The sequence below is a fragment of the Flavobacterium sp. PL12 genome (genome assembly GCF_039123485.1).
GTDB classification, from domain to species: domain Bacteria; phylum Bacteroidota; class Bacteroidia; order Flavobacteriales; family Flavobacteriaceae; genus Flavobacterium; species Flavobacterium weaverense.
Genome location: NZ_JBANDI010000032.1, coordinates 1 through 16940, shown reverse-complemented (window position 1 = coordinate 16940; position 16940 = coordinate 1). Strand labels below are relative to the sequence as shown.

General features: G+C 32.4%; 18 protein-coding genes. 7 read left to right on the top strand and 11 right to left on the bottom strand.

Translation table 11 applies throughout. The features are described 5' to 3' along the window. Positions 1-83: 83 nt before the first annotated feature. Both RCH19_RS13320 and RCH19_RS13315 read right to left on the bottom strand, forming a co-directional pair. The gene (locus RCH19_RS13320) at positions 84-446 is read right to left on the bottom strand and encodes an RNA-binding protein (RefSeq protein ID WP_121924530.1); all 363 of its coding nucleotides are present in this window, start codon (positions 444-446) and stop codon (positions 84-86) included. 193 nt (positions 447-639) lie between these two features. After that, positions 640-1119, bottom strand: a complete 480-nt coding sequence (locus tag RCH19_RS13315) for a DUF6252 family protein (RefSeq protein ID WP_343023630.1) — start codon at positions 1117-1119, stop codon at positions 640-642. Between the two features lie 200 nt (positions 1120-1319). Between RCH19_RS13315 and RCH19_RS13310 the strand changes: the two genes are divergently transcribed. The 5 genes from RCH19_RS13310 (at position 1320) to RCH19_RS13290 (ending at position 5681) form a co-directional block, all read left to right on the top strand. After that, on the top strand, positions 1320-1877 hold the full coding sequence (locus RCH19_RS13310) for a 30S ribosomal protein S16 (protein WP_121924532.1): 558 nt from the start codon (positions 1320-1322) through the stop codon (positions 1875-1877). Positions 1878-1892: 15 nt separating this feature from the next. Then, complete coding sequence (rimM, locus tag RCH19_RS13305) at positions 1893-2417, top strand: ribosome maturation factor RimM (protein ID WP_121924533.1); 525 nt, start codon at positions 1893-1895, stop codon at positions 2415-2417. 111 nt (positions 2418-2528) lie between these two features. Continuing rightward, positions 2529-3236: a methyltransferase gene (locus RCH19_RS13300; protein WP_343023639.1), complete on the top strand. Its 708-nt coding sequence runs from the start codon at positions 2529-2531 to the stop codon at positions 3234-3236. 201 nt (positions 3237-3437) lie between these two features. Then, positions 3438-4616, top strand: a complete 1179-nt coding sequence (locus tag RCH19_RS13295) for an acyl-CoA dehydrogenase family protein (RefSeq protein WP_343023629.1) — start codon at positions 3438-3440, stop codon at positions 4614-4616. 300 nt (positions 4617-4916) lie between these two features. Beyond that, complete coding sequence (locus tag RCH19_RS13290; protein ID WP_343023628.1) at positions 4917-5681, top strand: SGNH/GDSL hydrolase family protein; 765 nt, start codon at positions 4917-4919, stop codon at positions 5679-5681. A gap of 30 nt (positions 5682-5711) precedes the next feature. Here RCH19_RS13290 and RCH19_RS13285 read toward each other — a convergent pair whose 3' ends face one another. From RCH19_RS13285 to trmB, 6 genes are all read right to left on the bottom strand, one after another. Continuing rightward, positions 5712-6029: a 2Fe-2S iron-sulfur cluster-binding protein gene (locus tag RCH19_RS13285; RefSeq protein ID WP_121924536.1), complete on the bottom strand. Its 318-nt coding sequence runs from the start codon at positions 6027-6029 to the stop codon at positions 5712-5714. Between the two features lie 58 nt (positions 6030-6087). After that, the gene (locus RCH19_RS13280) at positions 6088-6327 is read right to left on the bottom strand and encodes a NifU family protein (protein WP_073205171.1); all 240 of its coding nucleotides are present in this window, start codon (positions 6325-6327) and stop codon (positions 6088-6090) included. A gap of 40 nt (positions 6328-6367) precedes the next feature. Further along, positions 6368-7504, bottom strand: a complete 1137-nt coding sequence (locus RCH19_RS13275; RefSeq protein WP_121924537.1) for an Mrp/NBP35 family ATP-binding protein — start codon at positions 7502-7504, stop codon at positions 6368-6370. 327 nt (positions 7505-7831) lie between these two features. Next, positions 7832-8158: an MGMT family protein gene (locus RCH19_RS13270; protein ID WP_343023627.1), complete on the bottom strand. Its 327-nt coding sequence runs from the start codon at positions 8156-8158 to the stop codon at positions 7832-7834. A gap of 26 nt (positions 8159-8184) precedes the next feature. Further along, positions 8185-8820, bottom strand: coding sequence for a LysE family transporter (locus RCH19_RS13265; RefSeq protein ID WP_343023626.1), 636 nt, complete (start codon positions 8818-8820; stop codon positions 8185-8187). A gap of 48 nt (positions 8821-8868) precedes the next feature. Next, complete coding sequence (gene trmB, locus RCH19_RS13260) at positions 8869-9546, bottom strand: tRNA (guanosine(46)-N7)-methyltransferase TrmB (RefSeq protein WP_343023625.1); 678 nt, start codon at positions 9544-9546, stop codon at positions 8869-8871. A gap of 220 nt (positions 9547-9766) precedes the next feature. Between trmB and RCH19_RS13255 the strand changes: the two genes are divergently transcribed. Continuing rightward, on the top strand, positions 9767-11365 hold the full coding sequence (locus tag RCH19_RS13255; protein ID WP_343023624.1) for a L,D-transpeptidase family protein: 1599 nt from the start codon (positions 9767-9769) through the stop codon (positions 11363-11365). Position 11366: 1 nt separating this feature from the next. Here RCH19_RS13255 and RCH19_RS13250 read toward each other — a convergent pair whose 3' ends face one another. Then, positions 11367-11873 carry a nuclear transport factor 2 family protein gene (locus RCH19_RS13250; RefSeq protein ID WP_343023623.1) on the bottom strand — a complete coding sequence of 169 codons (507 nt, stop codon included), beginning with the start codon at positions 11871-11873 and terminating at the stop codon, positions 11367-11369. A gap of 11 nt (positions 11874-11884) precedes the next feature. Beyond that, on the bottom strand, positions 11885-14341 hold the full coding sequence (locus RCH19_RS13245) for an AsmA-like C-terminal region-containing protein (RefSeq protein WP_343023622.1): 2457 nt from the start codon (positions 14339-14341) through the stop codon (positions 11885-11887). A 475-nt stretch (positions 14342-14816) separates the two neighbouring features. On the opposite strand from RCH19_RS13245, the gene RCH19_RS13240 reads away from it, so the two are divergent. Next, positions 14817-16409, top strand: a complete 1593-nt coding sequence (locus tag RCH19_RS13240; protein WP_343023621.1) for a L,D-transpeptidase family protein — start codon at positions 14817-14819, stop codon at positions 16407-16409. Positions 16410-16526: 117 nt separating this feature from the next. Here RCH19_RS13240 and RCH19_RS13235 read toward each other — a convergent pair whose 3' ends face one another. Beyond that, positions 16527-16841, bottom strand: a complete 315-nt coding sequence (locus RCH19_RS13235) for an HPF/RaiA family ribosome-associated protein (protein WP_121924544.1) — start codon at positions 16839-16841, stop codon at positions 16527-16529. Positions 16842-16940 lie beyond the last annotated feature (99 nt).

The window sequence follows — 16940 nt, the reverse complement described above, 5'->3', positions numbered from 1 at the left end:
GAAATTAGAAAAGCTTTATTATTTAAAACAAAAAAGGTGTCAATTTACATTGACACCTTTTCTTATAGTTGTAGAAAAAAATATTAATATCCTCCTCTGTTTCCACCACCACGGTTTTCTCCACCACGGCTGTTTCCACCACCATAACCACCGCGTGAATCTCCACCACGACTGTTATTGTTAAAACTTCTTCTTTCGCCTTCTGGTTTTGGCTCAGATTTGTTTACAACGATTGCACGTCCTTGAACAGTTGCACCGTTCAATTCGTCAATTGCTTTTTGAGCTTCGTCATCATTTGCCATTTCAACAAAACCAAATCCTTTACTTCTTCCAGTAAATTTATCAGTAATAATTTTAACTGAATCAACTGCTCCGTAAGCCTCGAAAGACTCTCTTAAATCTGCTTCCTCAATACTGAATGGAAGGCTTCCAACAAAAATATTCATATGTACTTATTTAAATAATACAACAAATGTAGTGCATTTATTTTGTAATCTACTATATATTAGCTTATTTATGATTTATAATGAAATTAGAATGCGGATAAAACCACTGTTTTAATTACTTCAGACAATGGTAATAGCAATAGTTCCAGCGAATAAAGCATTTTACAATATATTTATGTGAGATAAAATATATTTAAGGAATTTGTAAACTTACCGGAATTTTATAGAAAACTCCTTGCTGAAAACTTAAAGTAGGATCAACTAATTCAAACGCATCAATGTTTTTCGCATTAAATTTAAAAGTTCCTGTAACAGTTTTATTAATTTCGTCGTATTCTTCGATAATAATTTGGCCTGCACCAATATCAGTTCCAGTTCTGTACATAACTTGATTCCCTTCTTTGGAAGACAAAAAAACTGCAGTTTCTAAATTATTTTGTCCTAATTGATAGAGATCTAAATTAGTAGAAGAAGTTTTTAAAGTTAGAACTTCATTTGCTGTGTACGCTTCTATTAATAAAGATCCATCAGACAATAAAGTTGCCCTTGAATCTACTGCTCGCCAAAAAACATTGTTTTTCATTCCCTGAATAGAAGGATTATTAAACTTAACATCCTCCTCACATGAAAACAATGAAAAAAGCACTAATAACAAAAGAGTTGTTTTTTTCATACGACTGAATTTGAACAAACAAAAATAAACTATTTACCTATATAAATAGAATGCGATTTATAAAATGAAAACAGGCAAAGAATTGCTAAAGCATTACCCTTGATTAAAATAGATTTCACTGTAGTAGAAACCAATAAAAAATGTATCTTTGCACCCTTAATTAATCGAGGTCGAGTACCTCAAAATTTAATCACAAGATTATGTCAGTAAAAATTAGATTACAAAGACACGGTAAAAAAGGAAAACCTTTTTACTGGGTTGTAGCTGCAGATGCACGCTCAAAAAGAGATGGTAAATACCTAGAGAAAATTGGTACTTACAATCCAAACACAAACCCAGCAACTATCGACTTAAACCTTGATGCTGCAGTTAGATGGTTGCACAATGGTGCTCAACCAACTGATACTGCTAAAGCAATTCTTTCTTACAAAGGAGCTTTGTTGAAACATCACCTTGATGGAGGTATCCGTAAAGGAGCTTTAACTCAAGAGCAAGCTGATGCAAAATTAACAACTTGGTTAGATGCAAAATCTGGAAAAGTTGATGCTAAAAAAGATGGTTTAACTAAAGCGCAAGCTGATGTTAAAGCTAAAGCTTTTAAAGCAGAACAAGATGTAAACGCAAAACGTTTAGCTGCAGCTGCACAAGCTGAAGCAGATGCTATTGCTGCTGCAACTCCAGCTGTAGAAGAAGAAGTTGAAGCTTCGGCTGAAGAAACTCCTGCTGCAGAAGAAAATAACGAAACAACTGAAGCATAATTTTAATAGCGAGAAATGCGTAAAGAAGATTGTTTCTATTTAGGTAAAATCGCTAAAAAATTTAGTTTCAAAGGAGAAGTTCTTGCCTATTTAGACACGGACGAACCTGAGTTATACGAAAACTTGGAATCAGTGTTTGTTGAATGCAACAAACACTTGGTTCCTTTTTTTATTGAAAGCAGCTCGCTGCACAAAAATGATTTTCTTCGTATTCGTTTTGAAGATATCAATAATGAAGAAGATGCCGATGCTGTAATAGGTAATGACTTATATCTTCCTCTAAAAATGTTACCAAAACTTAGCGGTAACAAATTCTACTTTCATGAAGTAATTGGTTTTGAAGTTGAAGACAAGCGCCTTGGCATTGTTGGAAAAATCGAATCAATAAATGATACCACTGCTCAACCACTTTTTGAAGTTTTAAATGGTGAAGTAGAAATTCTTATTCCTATGATTGATCATTTTCTTGTTAAAATTGATCGGGAAAATAAAAAAGTCGTGATGGACTTGCCAGAAGGACTTATCGAAATGTATCATTAAGAAAAGTAATTCTTAGGCTCTTTTTAGTGATCAGATTTACAAAATCTAAAATGCTTCGGAAATTCTCTAATGCTCGAGTCACTATTTTTTAATCTTCAATTTTCAATCACTTTGTTTCAATTCAAACAATTTTCTGTAAATCAAGACCGCTGCGCGATGAAAATCGGGACTGATGGTGTTTTACTTGGCGCTTGGACTCCTATAAATAATAATACAATTAGTATTCTTGACATTGGATCAGGAACAGGAATCATTGCTCTAATGCTAGCGCAAAGAAGTAATGCTGAACAAATTGATGCGTTAGAAATTGATGAAGAAGCCTACGAACAATCAGTAGATAATTTTGAAAACTCTCCTTGGAGCGATCGTTTATTTTGCTTTCACGCTGGTTTAGACGAATTTATTGCTGAGCCTGAAGACGAATACGATCTGATAATATCAAATCCACCATTTTACACAGAAGATTACAAAACTGACAATAAACAAAGAGATTTAGCTCGTTTTGCTGACTCCATGCCTTTTGAAGACTTAATCGAAGCTGCTGATTTATTACTTTCTGAGAACGGAATTTTCTCTTTAATAATTCCTTTCAAGGAAGAGATCGGTTTTTTGGCTTTGGCCAAAGATTATGAATTATATCCAATAAAAATCACTCGCGTAAAAGGCACACCAACTAGTGAAATAAAGCGAAGTTTATTAGCTTTCAGTAGATTTGAAAGTGCCAAATTAGAGGTAGATGAGTTAATTATTGAAACAGCGAGACATATTTATACTCCAGAATATATCGCCTTGACTAAGGATTTTTATTTAAAGATGTAATTGTAAACTCTATTCTAAAAAGACTTTATTTAATTAATAATCTTTTCCTTTTTCAATTCATTTTATTGTAGCTTAGTACATTAAATACTTTTATTATGCTTATTGGCTAAAAAAAATATTATAAATTATAAAAATATAACATTTGTTAATGCAATTGTTATATTTCTTTATGTAGATTTGTTCTATTAAAAATTAACAATCATGAAACCAGACTTATTTCAAGCCCCAGATTATTATAATTTAGATGATTTATTAACAGAAGAGCATAAATTAGTCCGTGACTCAGCACGTGCTTGGGTAAAACGAGAGGTATCGCCTATTATAGAGGAATACGCTCAAAGAGCTGAATTTCCACAGCAAATCATAAAAGGTTTAGGAGAAATTGGTGGTTTTGGTCCGTATATTCCTGAAGAATATGGAGGAGCTGGATTAGACCAAATTTCTTATGGATTAATCATGCAAGAAATAGAACGTGGTGATTCTGGTGTACGTTCTACCTCCTCTGTACAATCTTCTTTAGTAATGTATCCTATTTGGAAATATGGAAATGAAGAACAAAGAGTAAAATATTTACCAAAATTAGCTACTGGAGAATTCATGGGTTGTTTTGGATTAACTGAACCAGATCATGGTTCAAATCCAAGTGGAATGACAACTAATTTTAAAGATATGGGTGACCACTATCTTTTGAACGGTGCTAAAATGTGGATTTCCAATGCGCCATTTGCTGATATTGCGATCGTTTGGGCAAAAAATGAAGAAGGTAGAATACACGGTTTGATTGTTGAAAGAGGAATGGAAGGATTTACTACTCCTGAAACACATAATAAATGGTCGCTTCGTGCGTCGTCGACTGGAGAGTTAATATTTGATAACGTAAAAGTTCCTAAAGAAAATTTGTTGCCTAATAAATCTGGATTAGGTGCTCCACTTGGCTGCCTTGATTCAGCACGTTATGGAATCGCTTGGGGTGCTATTGGCGCTGCAATGGATTGCTACGACACTGCTTTGCGTTATGCAAAAGAAAGAATACAATTTGACAAACCTATTGCTGGAACACAATTACAACAAAAGAAATTAGCTGAAATGATTACTGAAATCACAAAAGCGCAATTGTTGACATGGAGATTAGGTGTTTTAAGAAATGAAGGAAGAGCTACTACTGCTCAAATCTCAATGGCTAAAAGAAATAATGTTGATATGGCAATCCATATAGCTCGTGAAGCAAGACAAATGTTAGGCGGAATGGGAATTACTGGAGAATACTCTATCATGCGCCACATGATGAATTTAGAATCTGTAATTACATACGAAGGAACACACGACATTCACTTGTTAATTACAGGAATGGACGTTACTGGAATACCAGCATTCAAATAATATAGTAAATAATTATAGTTTATTTAAAGCTTCTTGGAAACAAGAAGCTTTTTCTTTTTATAGTTATTCTCACATTTTTGTTGAGGAGGTAATTACTTTGAATTACTGAATAGTGATCTAATTCTAACTTCTACGTTTTAAAAAAATAACAAATTTAGAATTTGATCAATGAAAAATAATAGGTTGGTAATAGAGAATTTAATATTTTTATTAAAGTGTTGATTTCAAGAAATAGGCAGAACAAACTAAAAAATTTTGTTCTCTTATTTAAGCAACATCGTAATCGGTAAAAAAAGCATAATGAAAAATATAATTCAAGTAGTAACATTCCTATTGATAACATTAAGCATAGCGAGCTGTAGTGTAGAAAATTCAATTATTGATACAAAACCTAATGCAAACAATAGCAATCAAACAATAGTAACAGCAATACCAGCGGTTAAAACGAGAGAACAGACTATCAATTATTTAGCGTTAGGTGATAGTTATACTTTTGGCGAAAGCGTTTGCGAAAAATGCACTTTTCCATTCCAATTAAAGACTGCATTACAAAACACTAATTTGAAAAATAATTTTAGTTCAAAAGTAATTGCGCAAACGGGTTGGACAACAACAAATCTTCTTGATGCAATAAATAATCAAAATTTAAATCCGACTTACGATCTAGTCACTTTATTGATTGGCGTTAACAATCAATTTCAGCGTCAGTCGTTTTCTTTGTATCAAGTAGAGTTTCCAGCATTAGTATCTAAAAGTATTGCACTTGCTAAAGGAGATAAATCAAATTTAATTGTCGTTTCCATTCCTGATTATGCTTACACGCCTTCGAGTCAAGCATTAGGAAACATGGTGTCAATTTCATCTGAGATTGATAATTATAATAGATTTGCTAGAAATTATTGTCAAGATAATGGCATCCGCTTTATTGATATTACCGAAATAACAAGAGGTGGAATTATTGACAAAGACTTAGTTGCAGTAGATGGCCTACATCCCTCTGAAAAAGCGTATGGTTTGTTTGTGGAACGCATCGCACCAATTGCTGCAAATGTACTCAACAAATAAAAAAAGCGTCACTTGAGGTGACGCTATGATTTAATTCTCAGGAGCAAGTTCTAGTTCGAGTCCTTCAAGACTTTCAGTAATTGGGATTTGGCATCCCAATCGGCTATTTGACTTGACGTAAAATGCTTCTGAAAGCATTGCCTCTTCATCCTCTCCCATTTCTGGTAATTCCACGTCATTTAAGACGTAACATTGACAGGAAGCACACATTGCCATTCCGCCACAAGTTCCTTCAACAGGGAGCTCGTATGCTTTACACAATTCCATGATATTCATCGCCATATCAGTAGGCGCTTGTAATTCATGAACAACTCCTTCTCTATCTTTAATTTTTATTAATACATCCATCAATAGGTTGTGGTTTATAAGTTTTAAGACTTACTAAAAAGCAAATCATAACCTTGTATTATAGAATATTTACAACAGTTTCTATTTGTGGAGCAAACTTTTTAATAGTAGTTTCGACTCCTGCTCTTAATGTCATTTGATTTACACTACAGCTGGTACAAGCACCTTCAAGACGCACTTTTACATGTTTATCATCCTCAATAGAAATAAGCGTAATATCTCCACCATCTGAATTCAAAAAAGGTCTGATTTCTTCAAGTGCTTTTTGAACTTCTATCGTTAATTCTTCTGTTGTCATACTAATTTTATTATTGCTCGTCGTGACGCAGTTACTGGCCTTATTTTTTAACCGATGAACAACCTGCCATTGTTGTTATTTTAACCGCTTCGGTAGCTGGTAAGTTTTCATTTCTACTGATCACTTCTCGTACTACATTACGCGTAATTTCTTCAAAAACATTTGCTGTCACTGAACCTGTTTGCATTGCTGCAGGACGTCCATAATCACCAGCTTCGCGAATTGATTGTACTATTGGAACTTCGCCAAGGAATGGAACTTCTAAATCTTCTGCAAGATTCTTAGCGCCTTCTTGTCCAAAGATGTAATATTTATTTTCAGGTAGTTCTTCAGGTGTAAAATAAGCCATGTTTTCAACAATTCCTAAAACAGGAACATTAATTGCATCAGACATGAACATCGCTACTCCTTTTTTGGCATCAGCCAAAGCTACAGCTTGAGGCGTACTTACAATTACAACTCCGGTAATAGGTAATGCCTGAACAATTGAAAGGTGAATGTCTCCAGTTCCTGGAGGTAAGTCTACCAACATGAAATCAAGTTCTCCCCAATCAGCATCAAATATCATTTGGTTCAACGCTTTAGAAGCCATAGGGCCTCTCCAGATAACCGCTTGACTTGGCGATGTGAAAAAACCAATTGAAAGTATTTTAACTTCATAACTTTCAACAGGTTTCATTTTTGATTTTCCATCAATCATAACAGAAACTGGTTTCTCGCTTTCTACGTCAAACATTATAGGCATTGACGGCCCGTAAATATCTGCATCAAGTATTCCAACAGAGAATCCCATTTTAGCTAATGAAACGGCTAAGTTTGCAGTAACTGTAGATTTCCCTACTCCACCTTTACCAGAAGCTACTCCAATAATATTTTTTATTCCTGGAATTGCTTTTCCTTTAATCTGATTTGGATTTTCAGCAACTGCAGCTTCTACTTTAGTATTTACTTTAACTTTCGCATCAGGAGAAACTAAGTCGTGAATCGTCTTTTTAATATCTTCTTCTGCTCTTTTCTTGATGTGCATTGCAGGAGTGTGCAAAACTAAATCTACTACAACCTCATCGCCAAAAGTGATTACATTAGCCACTGCACCACTCTCTACCATATTTTTTCCTTCTCCAGCTACAGTTATTGTTTCTAAAGCTTTTAGAATATCTTTTCTATCTAATTTCATTTTTATTCAACTTTTTTCTATTGGTATTTTACACCAGAATATTATCTTTATTTAAACTGATTTCAGATTACAAAGATAGCTGATTAACTTCTTAAAATAAAGGAATTACATTGGATTTATTGATGCAAGAATTGCTCACTCTTATATGCTTATTTATTTAAATTATGACTATTAAAGTTGAATGATAACTATTGATATTTCTTTCGAGTTCGAAAAAAGTGAAACTTCAAATAACGAATTTAAAAAATTGCTTTATCGAAAGTTTGATGATTTAATTTCAATGCTGGTATTGGAATGAGTAAAATAAAGATTCTGTATAAAAGCTAGTTAAAACTGTACTTCAGGTGCCCAGAAAATATTCTTGAAATCTTGCACTTGATTATCAATGACCACAATGCCTTCATTTTCCAGCAATTGTTGCATTAAGTTTGTTCCGTCAAAATGAAGTTTTCCAGTCAATAATCCATTTCGATTAACAACTCGATGAGCTGGAACATCATCTAAAGAATGAGAAGCGTTCATCGCCCAGCCAACCATTCGAGCCGAACGAGCGGTTCCCAAAGCTTTTGCAATAGCTCCAAAAGAAGTTACTCTGCCATAAGGTATTTGTCGCACTACTGAATAAACTCGTTCGAAAAAATTCTCTTCAACCATGCCATTAATATTTAGGTTTTAAGATTTTAATTTAAGTAGAATTTTATGATATTGATCAAAGTAATTACTGATATCAGTCCCGTTATGCTTCCAATGATAGTATTCATATTTCGCATGAAATAATCAGTTTTATCCTGAATTTTTTGGAAGAAAGTAATGTAAAGATAAAATACCAAAAAAGAACCCAGTACCACTCCGGCGACAAACACTAAAATGTGCGTTAAATCAAAATAGAATAAATTATAAGATGCCAAGGTTACACTAACAAAAACGTAGTAAGGAATTGGAAAGAAATTCAATGCCGAAAGTAACATTCCAAGAAAAAATCGAGTTGTGGTACTCTTCTTTTTAATTTTTCCTTTCTTCTTTTTAGGCTTTTTTGCAATAAATAAGAAATAAATTGACAAAGCAGAAAAGATTGCAAAACCGATTTCACGCAGTATAACAATTACATTAGGATGTTCCTTTATAAACTGAGAAAATAAGATTGCCAAAGAAGCTTGGAAGAAAATCACTAAAACAGCACCTAAAACAAACCAGTACGCACTTCGCTTTCCTTCCTTTAGATTTACTTTAGCAGCTGTCATATTGATTAAGCCCGGAGGCGTAATCCCAATCATAGCTGTAATAAAACCCAATAACAAAGAAGTGATTAAATTCATAGTCAAAATGCACGTGTCAAAAAAAAGGGAACTTATTTCAAAAATAAACTACTGCTTAATTTTGAATCGAATATACGTAATTGCTTTGTTAAATTCCAAATATTGTTTTTCGTAAAAAGTTTGAAAAGCAGTCACTTCTTCAGGGCTTCCCTCGTTTACATAAACATTATGATTAGCATATAAAACTTCGTGTCCTTCTCCATGCAACAACCCTAAAGTATAACCGTGCATGAATTCACTATCCGTTTTTAAGTTTACGACTCCGTCTTTTTTAAGAATTTTTTTATACAATTGTAAAAACTCAGAATTAGTCATTCTATGTTTAGTGCGCTTGTATTTTATTTGTGGATCTGGAAAAGTAATCCAAATTTCATCTACTTCGTTTTCAGCAAAAATATGATTGATTAATTCAATTTGAGTTCGAATAAACGCAACATTATGCAATCCTGTCTCTACTGCAGTTTTAGCTCCACGCCAAAAACGGGCCCCTTTAATATCGATTCCGATAAAATTCTTGTTAGGATATCTTTCAGCTAAACCAACAGAATATTCACCTTTTCCACAGCCTAATTCTAAAACTAATGGATTATCGTTTTTAAAGAAATCAGTATTCCATTTCCCTCTTAAAGGAAATAAATCTCCCACTACTTCCTCTCTACTAGGTTGAAAAACATTAGTGAATGTCTCGTTTTCCTTAAATCTTTTTAATTTATTTTTGCTTCCCACTTTTTTAAAATATTTCGGCAAAATTAAGGAATTATATAAGACCGAACAGCTAACCGTCAAAAAACGTTTTTAAAATTTACAGATTGTCTATTATACACTAGTTTTTATTTCGAAAAATACATTTTTAAAAACGCTACTCTTTCACTTTCAATTAGTAAGCAACTGCGTTTCACTTTTTATCGAAAGAATAATTCTATATCTTTAGCAAAACATTCCAATTATGAAGAACTTTACTTTATCTATTTTACTATTATTATTTAGTTTTTCGAATGCACATGCTTATCAAACCAAAAGTAAGACTGCTGCATCAAAAACTACTGTTGCTACCAAAATCCCTTCATCAAGAAACACGGTTAAAATTGACAATGTAATTATTTATAAATTTTTAACTCAATATCCTAAGTTAAAAACATACCGCAATGATTTACTTTCTTTATATAAAAACAGAAGTTACACCTCCATCTGGCTTAAAGGTGGTCGAGTTATTGAATTTGCTGATTTATTATACTCCAAAACTACCGAATTAGAGCAGGAAGGTTTGAATTCCAAATTTGCTTATAAAGACAAAGTGGACAACATTTTTAGTCAGCAATTAAAAAGAATTCCCGCTACTACTAACAACGAATTATTCCTATCGTCAATGTATATTTTCTATGCTAAAAAAGTATACAAAGGAATTGACTCTGACAAAATAAAAGAAATTGGTTGGTTTTTACCGCAAAAAAATCTTTCATACAGTAGCTTATTAACAACATTACTAGATGATCCTCAAGCATTAGATAAAGATGAAAAATTACTTTTTGATCAATATTATAAGTTACGTGATGTTTTACAGAAATATCGTGAAATAGAGAGAAATGGAACGTGGAACTTCATTAAAAGAGACTCCTTAATACGAGAATATAAGCCAGGAGATACTGCAAAGACAATCGGCCAAATCAGACAAAGACTTGCTGTAACCGGAGATTTACTTCAGGATTCTAAGAGTGATGTATACGATGAAGAATTAATAAAGGGCGTTCTAAACTATAAAAAGCGAAATGGTTATAATCAAGATCCTGTCGTGAATTTTAGTCAAATTAATAGAATGAATGTTCCTATTGCGCAGTACATAAAAACCATTATGGTCAATATGGAGCGTTGCAGATGGATTGCACCTGAACTAACAAAAGCTCCTGAATATATTATCGTCAATATTCCTTCTTACAAACTTTTCTACAAAAGAGATGGCAAAACCGAATTAGAATCGAATGTTTTTGTAGGTGGTACAATGAACGAAACCGTTATTTTTAGTGGCGACATTAAATATTTAGTGTTTAGTCCATACTGGAATGTTCCATCAAGTATTGTGCAAAGCGAAATAAAAACTGCAATGCAAACAGATAAAAATTACTTGTCTTCAAATGATATGGAATGGAATAATGGCAACGTCAGACAAAAGCCAGGTCCAAAAAATCCATTAGGCAAAGTCAAGTTTATATTTCCAAATTCAAACGACATTTATTTACATGGAACACCTTCAAAGGATCTATTTGATTCTGAATATCGTGCTTACAGTCATGGATGCATCAACGTCAACAAATCAGAGGAATTAGCATTTTTAATATTAAAAAATGATCCCGACTGGCCAGCGGAACGCATTAGAAGCGCAATGGACGGCGGAAAAGAAACCACTTGTTTCTTGAAGAATAAACTACCGGTGCACATGGGTTACTTTACGTCATGGGTTAATGATGCTGGAGAAGTAAGTTTCTTTCATGACATTTACGAGCGAGATGATCGCCTAGCTGAATTATTATATTCTGATGAAGTTAAATAAATTATTTGCTAGCTTTTAATTTTTCTATCAATGCATCTTCAGAAGCTTTAATTTTTATGGCTTCTGTTGAATTTCCGTTTGGAAAAGTCATTGATAGAACATAATGTTTAATTTTCCATTGACCCGCTACTTTTACAAGTACTCCTGATCCACGACAAATTTTCATCTGCGTATTTAGAAGTTCATCAAACCAGGCTGTCTCGCCAGATTTATCAACAAAGACATGGCGTTCTAAGGAAGTAAAACTCCAAGCTTTCCCTTTGTCAAAATGCGGTTTTGCATACGCTTGAAAGTCTTTCTTATTCCAATTTTCTGTAGCATCAGTGCCAATGAAAATAGCATCATCAGTCATTAAATTAAAATAAGCATTGTAATTAGCATTAGATGCTGCTTTATGCCAATCGTCAATCGTACTATTAATTTCGTTTTTAACCGTTGTTTCATTTAACATCATTGTTTTGCAACTTGATGCGACCAGCACAATAAGTGCGAAAATTATTTTTTTCATAATTTTAACTATTATTTATGGTTTTTATTCCACTTAATTTTTATTTTCCCTTGTTCATCAACGGCTAGCAAATGAAGAACAATTCCATTATACCGTTTTTCTAACTTCTCTTCCTCGTCTGTAATGAAACGATCTTTTTTAGGGTTTCGCAACGGAATTGTCATCGCTAAATTAGTTCCACTTCCAAAAGAATATACACCGTCTACGTCTATATTTAAAATATTAGAACTTACTTTCAAATCATTGACATCTATTAAATCACCTTTAATTTTGAAATTTCCTGACAAGTCGCTGAATATAATATTATTTACATTTCTAAAAGGAAAAGCGAATTTACCAATATTCGTTATAGGTTTAAAGTCAATCAGCTCGCCTTTTTTTACATCAAATTTTGCAACACCAGAAAGAGAATTTGTTTTCAATTGTCCTCCAGAAAGCAAAGTTCCTTTAACGGAAGCAGAAGCCTTTAAAGAGCCTTTTATATCTTTAGGTTCGAAGGAAGTAATTCCAAAATTATTTAACGCTGTGAGGAACTGAGCAATATTCACATTATTAATTTGCGTGTTAGACTCTAGTGCATATTGCTTATTTACAGGAGCTAATTTACCATCAAATGAAATCGTTCCTCCTGAACTTTGTAATGCGCCGTTTTTTACAATTAATGTATTATTGCTCAGCAAAATTGCTGCTTTAAGATTTGTAGCTTGCAATTTGCTATAGACCATTTTATCAGCTTTTACATTGAGGACAACTTGGCATTTGTCGATAACGGCATACAATTGCTGCGAGGAATCATCCTTTTTTTGCTGCTTAGTTTTAACTGCAGGAGCTGAAGTAGTAATAGCGCCAACAACCTTTTTAACATCTAAAAATGGTGCATAAATATCCCAGTTAACAATCATTTTTTCGGGATTTTCATAATACAACGTCATAAAGTTATCAATTCTACCATCCATAAAAACCGAACTCCGTTCATCTTTAAAATTAATTTTCTTGATTAGTAAAGCCTCATCTGTAAAATCAAGTTGAACATCTGTTTTCAAAAATTTTAAATTTCGTGGTCCATAATTCACAATCGCATCTTTAACATAAACATTACCAGTGAATAACGGTTTTGTAATCTTTAAATCCATAACATCAAATTTAAAATCTAAATTCAATTTAGCTTGGCCATTTGAAAAATGCATTAAATCTTTATTTATCAATTCGTTTAACTTCGATACAGCGAAATCAGCTTTAAAGCTCCCTGCCGCGCTCGTTTTTTCTAGATTAGAAATAATCCCTATTGGAATCGAAAATGGAATGGTTTTATATTGACCTGAAAAATCAGTTATACTTATAGTTGAATTTATATCATTGCACCCTTTTCCCTTTACATATTGGTTCGTAAAAGTAGCCTTAAAACTGCTATTCGTTATAATTCCATCCGGTATTTTGAGTTCGTTATTAACAGTTTCTGTAGAAACCACGATTTCAGGATCTCCAGTCGCATTCATGTCACCTATTATTGTACAACCTACATTGATTGAGTTTTTTAAATCAAATTGATTGAGTTTTTCAGTAATATTAGCACTTAGTAATTCCGAAGCATTGCGCCATAAAATATCTGTTTTAATAGCTATTGAAAAAGGTGACTTTTTAGCATCTAAACTAAAATTAGCTTTTATATCAAAAGTTTCTTTACCAATTAACAGCTTTTCGGTGGCTACGTTAATTTGGTTTTTTACTTCCGAATAATCTACTTCAAGAACCCCTTCAACCATTTTATCTTTGATAAAACTACCGCGCTGCGTATTGAAGGCCATATTCTTCGCAAAAGTTTTTAGATATAATTTCGTCGTCCAGTTATTATTCTTGAATTTCACATTGCTTCGCAAGTCGTTAATATCAAAATCAAACAACTTATTTCCTTGTTGGTTTTCTGATATAAAATGCACTTTGTGCAACAAGATTTCATTAATAGTAGAAGTAGTCGTACTTTCTGAATTTGTGGTTTTAACTTTAGATTTAAAAATAGAGGTATTTACAATTCCATCTTTTCCTTTAAATAAATGCAAAGTCGCTTGACTGATTTCTATTTTATCAACACTTATTTCATTTACTAAAAGATCAAGTACCGCTATTCTGACTTCAATTTGTTCAGCTGTTAATAATGTACGCTTATGAACAGAGAACAAACTGTCTATTACTTCAACTTGGCTTAAAGCCAAAGTCATATTAGGAAAGCCCTTTAGGAATTTATAATTAATATCTCCTATCTTAACTGTGCCAACTATGTTTTCATTAATTTTAGAATTAATTTGGGATACAATTTTAGCTTTATTGTTGTTAAAATAAATTGCAAAAACAGCAGTCGAAACGAATAGCAATAAAATAATCCCCACAAAGAATAATCCAATTCTCTTGAGTATTTTCTTGAAACTTTCTGATTTGAAAAAGATTTTACTACGTTCCCAAGATTCATTCATACATTCTACTTTGCTATTTAGATTACAAGGTAACTAAAATTATTACTTTTTAAATTTTGAACTAGAAAAAGAGACTATTATTTACTTTTTTAAAAAACTCATTTTAGCCATATTTCGGCATTAAAATTAGAGAATTACAAAACAATACATAAAGACTTTAAAACACTCATAAATAATAATTTACAACACAAATTACTCTTTGTATCTACTTACATAATAAAGCCGTTAAATTGTATAATTTTTGGATATCAACGAACTGAATTATCTTAGATAAGCTTCGAAATAACATGAAATAATTTTCCAAAATATTCATTATAAAGGCATTAACTCACGCCGCACTTTTTAATAAATTTAATTGGCGTAACTTTTGTTTCTTAGTTGGTAAGCTGCTTGTTTTTAGACTAGTAATAGAGCAACAGATTTGATGTATTTTTGTACGTGATTAATGAATTTATCACGATTTAAAACTTTAGCTATGAAAAAAATATTTACTCCTTTATTACTTGTTAGCTTCATGCTTTTAATTGTGCTCATTTCTTGTAAAAAGAAAGTAGAGAGTCAGCCAACGATTTTGCCAACAAGTTTAAATACTATCGATGTAGCTTTTGACAGCACGCAGGTACAAACTTTCTTCACCAAGTATCCAAAACTAAAAACATATCAAAGCGATGTAGAAAAACTATATCGCAAGCATCAGTTTCATTATATATGGTTTGATAAAGACGGACTAAATGAGTTTTCTGGTTTATTATATAACAAGGTAAACAATTTAAGTTCAGAAGGTATTGAAACAGCAATCCCATATAAAGATAAACTAGACGCTATTTATGACAATGCTGAAAATCATCAAAAAGCAGATATCGAAACCGAATTATTGAGTTCGTCGCTTTACTTTTTTTATGCAAGCAAGGTTTACGATGGAATTGATTCTCAAAAATCAAAAGAATTAGGTTGGTTTTTGCCAAGAAAAAAACAATCATACGTTCATTACTTAGATTCTCTACTTGTCAATCCTTCGCTAATTAATAAAAAAGAAAAAGGATTGATCAAACAATATTACTTACTGAGAGACGAATTACAAAAATATCAAAAATTAGAAAAAAAAGGAGGCTTTGAAACTATTGTCTTAGATCCTAAAATAAAATCACTAAAGCCCGGAGACAGCGCTACAGCAATTGCACAAATAAGAAAATATCTGTTTCTAACAGAAGCCATTTCTACTGATTCTAAAAGTAACGTTTATGATAGCGAATTAGAAACAGGAATATTGAATTTTAAAAAGAGTAGTGGAAATGCTGCTAACAATGTAATTCTACCTTATCATATTAAGTATATGAACGTTCCTATTGCGAAGCGCATTAAAACTATTATGGTTAATATGGAGCGTTGCCGATGGATATCTAGTGATATTACTAAATCTAAGGAATTGATTGTCGTTAATATCCCCGCATATGAATTAACTTTTTTTAGAGATGGTAAACCAGAATTGCGCTCAAAGGTTGTTGTGGGTAAAGCGATGCATAAAACCGTGATTTTTAGCGCTCCTATGAAGCACATTGTTTTTAGACCATATTGGAATGTTCCGGCAAGTATATTGAAGAACGAAGTTCTTCCTGCAATAGAAAAAAACCCTAATTATCTAGCGCAACATAATATGGAATGGAAAGATGATTTTGTAAGACAACGACCTGGAGAGACTAATTCCCTAGGTTTAGTAAAGTTCCTTTTTCCAAATTCTAATGCTATTTATTTACACGACACACCATCAAAAAGTTTGTTTAACCGCGATGTACGCGCATTTAGTCATGGATGTATCAGAGTTGCTAAGCCGAGAGAACTTGCTGTGGCGATTATGAAAAACGACCCAAAATGGAACGCTGAAAAGATTAATGCAAAAATGGATAGTGGAGATGAATATTGGTATACACTTAAAGATAAAATTCCAGTTTACATAGGCTACTTTACCTCTTGGGTAAATAATGATGGTGTTCTTCAATTTTATGATGATGTATATAAAAGAGATGATGCGCTTGCCGCTTTATTATTTGAAAATAAAGAATTAAAATAGAGAAAACTACGAGTAGTTGTAATTCACAATTTTAAATTGAACACATAAAAAAATGACACTAACTTATTTAAAAGTTAGTGTCATTTTTTATATAACTAAATCCGATTTAAAGAATTTCTAGTATGTTTTCTTCTTTTCGAAAGTAGTTTCTAGTACTTTTTTAATTTTGTCTAATGCACCGTGAAATGCTTTCTCAGTAGTATCAGCATGATTAGTAACAGCAACAGGTTGCATGTTTATGGGACGAGCTTCAATAAGACATCTTTTATCATTTACTCCTGATTTATCACTATTTTCATCTCCAAGATGCACTTCTAAACGAGTTATTTTATCTTCAAAACGAGCTAAAGCTGTTTGTAATTCTTCAGAAATATAAGATTTTAAACGTGCGTTACCTTCTACGTTATTGTCTGTGTTGATTTGTACTGTCATGTTATATTTAACCCGTTGGGTGTAATTAATTGATTTGTATTTTAATATTATTTATTGGTCTGTTAAATATGAACTTATTAATATATTGAATCATAGTTA

What these genes read in the sequence shown, in the direction of transcription:
- RCH19_RS13255 (WP_343023624.1), top strand. Translation starts at nt 9,767, where the DNA reads ATGAAGAACTTTACTTTATCTATTTTACTATTATTATTTAGTTTTTCG.
- RCH19_RS13315 (WP_343023630.1), bottom strand. Translation starts at nt 1,119, where the DNA reads ATGAAAAAAACAACTCTTTTGTTATTAGTGCTTTTTTCATTGTTTTCA.
- RCH19_RS13285 (WP_121924536.1), bottom strand. Translation starts at nt 6,029, where the DNA reads ATGGATGTATTAATAAAAATTAAAGATAGAGAAGGAGTTGTTCATGAA.
- rimM (WP_121924533.1), top strand. Translation starts at nt 1,893, where the DNA reads ATGCGTAAAGAAGATTGTTTCTATTTAGGTAAAATCGCTAAAAAATTT.
- RCH19_RS13265 (WP_343023626.1), bottom strand. Translation starts at nt 8,820, where the DNA reads ATGAATTTAATCACTTCTTTGTTATTGGGTTTTATTACAGCTATGATT.
- RCH19_RS13240 (WP_343023621.1), top strand. Translation starts at nt 14,817, where the DNA reads ATGAAAAAAATATTTACTCCTTTATTACTTGTTAGCTTCATGCTTTTA.
- RCH19_RS13270 (WP_343023627.1), bottom strand. Translation starts at nt 8,158, where the DNA reads ATGGTTGAAGAGAATTTTTTCGAACGAGTTTATTCAGTAGTGCGACAA.
- RCH19_RS13235 (WP_121924544.1), bottom strand. Translation starts at nt 16,841, where the DNA reads ATGACAGTACAAATCAACACAGACAATAACGTAGAAGGTAACGCACGT.
- RCH19_RS13290 (WP_343023628.1), top strand. Translation starts at nt 4,917, where the DNA reads ATGAAAAATATAATTCAAGTAGTAACATTCCTATTGATAACATTAAGC.
- RCH19_RS13295 (WP_343023629.1), top strand. Translation starts at nt 3,438, where the DNA reads ATGAAACCAGACTTATTTCAAGCCCCAGATTATTATAATTTAGATGAT.
- RCH19_RS13320 (WP_121924530.1), bottom strand. Translation starts at nt 446, where the DNA reads ATGAATATTTTTGTTGGAAGCCTTCCATTCAGTATTGAGGAAGCAGAT.
- RCH19_RS13310 (WP_121924532.1), top strand. Translation starts at nt 1,320, where the DNA reads ATGTCAGTAAAAATTAGATTACAAAGACACGGTAAAAAAGGAAAACCT.
- RCH19_RS13275 (WP_121924537.1), bottom strand. Translation starts at nt 7,504, where the DNA reads ATGAAATTAGATAGAAAAGATATTCTAAAAGCTTTAGAAACAATAACT.
- RCH19_RS13250 (WP_343023623.1), bottom strand. Translation starts at nt 11,873, where the DNA reads ATGAAAAAAATAATTTTCGCACTTATTGTGCTGGTCGCATCAAGTTGC.
- RCH19_RS13280 (WP_073205171.1), bottom strand. Translation starts at nt 6,327, where the DNA reads ATGACAACAGAAGAATTAACGATAGAAGTTCAAAAAGCACTTGAAGAA.
- RCH19_RS13245 (WP_343023622.1), bottom strand. Translation starts at nt 14,341, where the DNA reads ATGAATGAATCTTGGGAACGTAGTAAAATCTTTTTCAAATCAGAAAGT.